Genomic DNA, 1,370 nt, shown 5'->3' on the forward strand with positions numbered 1-1,370 from the left:
CAGGTGATAAATGCTTTAAAAGCGATACCATGTGAACATAATCATCTAGAGTTTGAACACCGTTCACTTCCATAGTAATTAAATTTTCTATACCTTTTTTATCAAAAATAGCAAATTGATTCAAAATCATATCTGCCGCACGGTTGATACCATGCATCACAACTTGAGTAAGATCGATACCTGTTGTTTGCCATTCATAATGGGTACCATTTAAAAATAACCGCCATTCTCCTTGAAATCGCCCATTAGCATCTACAACCATTACACCTGCTAAAATAGAATCGATACCATAGCGCTGTGAAATGATTTGTAATTGACGATTGGAAAGCAAAGTAGAGGTAGATAGGGCAACATTAGTCTGGTCTTCCAAATCCATTATCGGAAAAATAATAGGAAGACCTCGCAAAAATGCGACCTGCTTTATCGTGTGAATTATTGGATTCTGGCTCTCACTGGCAAGGATTTCAGATTGAAACGCATTAGGAACGGAAACCCAGACCATTGTCAAAGGTCGCTGAACGCTCCAAATCTCTTGGTGTGCATTCTCTAGCAAATCCCTCATGGCTCTTTTATTGAACACAATCCGTAATAGTAGCTGCTGCCCATCTTTTTTATCAGCTTTAGCCAGGTAGCTGTATTTTTCAACATAGTTATTAATTTGAGGCAATGCATCTTGAATGAGCGGTAAAGTCATTATCCCTGTATTACCACTCATTCGAATAAGTACTTGTTCAAGAGCTTGCGGCAAACTGTTCTGAAAGGTTTTAGGAGATTGATCACTAACGGGAATCATTGCAATGCTAATATCACGAACTTCAATAGCTATACCCCTATCTGTAAACAAAAGTACAATTAAAAAAAATACGATCTTTGTTTGTTGAAAAGCTATCATATACTCTTATGACTTAAAATTTTTCAAGAGAAAATTATACGATTTTTTTCTTTGTCTGCATTCTTTTACTCTCCTTTCTCCAATATCAAGATTTTAAACCTTATTTTACTCCGATACTGATATGAATATCAAAAAAACAAACTGATTTGTAAAATTCAACCAAACCTATCGCTTATCGCTAAATACACCATATCTATCAGCTATTTTAAACGGCATAGAGAAGAGGGGGGGGAATTATTGTATGGACTTCAATATTTAAATTATTGAGTGGAAAAGTTGGGGATCTTCTAAGAAATATGAATGTCGTTCTATCCTTATCTCAAAAATAAACAACAGGAACTTTTTGGGGATAATAACAAAATTAAAATGAGTTATTGATCTAGTAACAGCCATGATAGCACTAGCATGATAGCACTAGTTAATTTAGTAGTCATCTTTGTTAACGATGACATTACTACTTAAAGACAGAGTGTTTATT

General features: G+C 34.8%; 1 protein-coding gene. It reads right to left on the reverse strand.

The window, feature by feature from the left end:
* Positions 1-892, reverse strand: an 892-nt coding sequence (locus tag CLERM_RS00410; RefSeq protein ID WP_102156656.1) for a DUF2066 domain-containing protein, incomplete at its 3' end; no start/stop codon positions are given.
* Positions 893-1,370: the final 478 nt, after the last annotated feature.

Source organism: Coxiella-like endosymbiont (genome assembly GCF_002871095.1).
Classification (GTDB): Bacteria; Pseudomonadota; Gammaproteobacteria; order Coxiellales; family Coxiellaceae; genus Coxiella.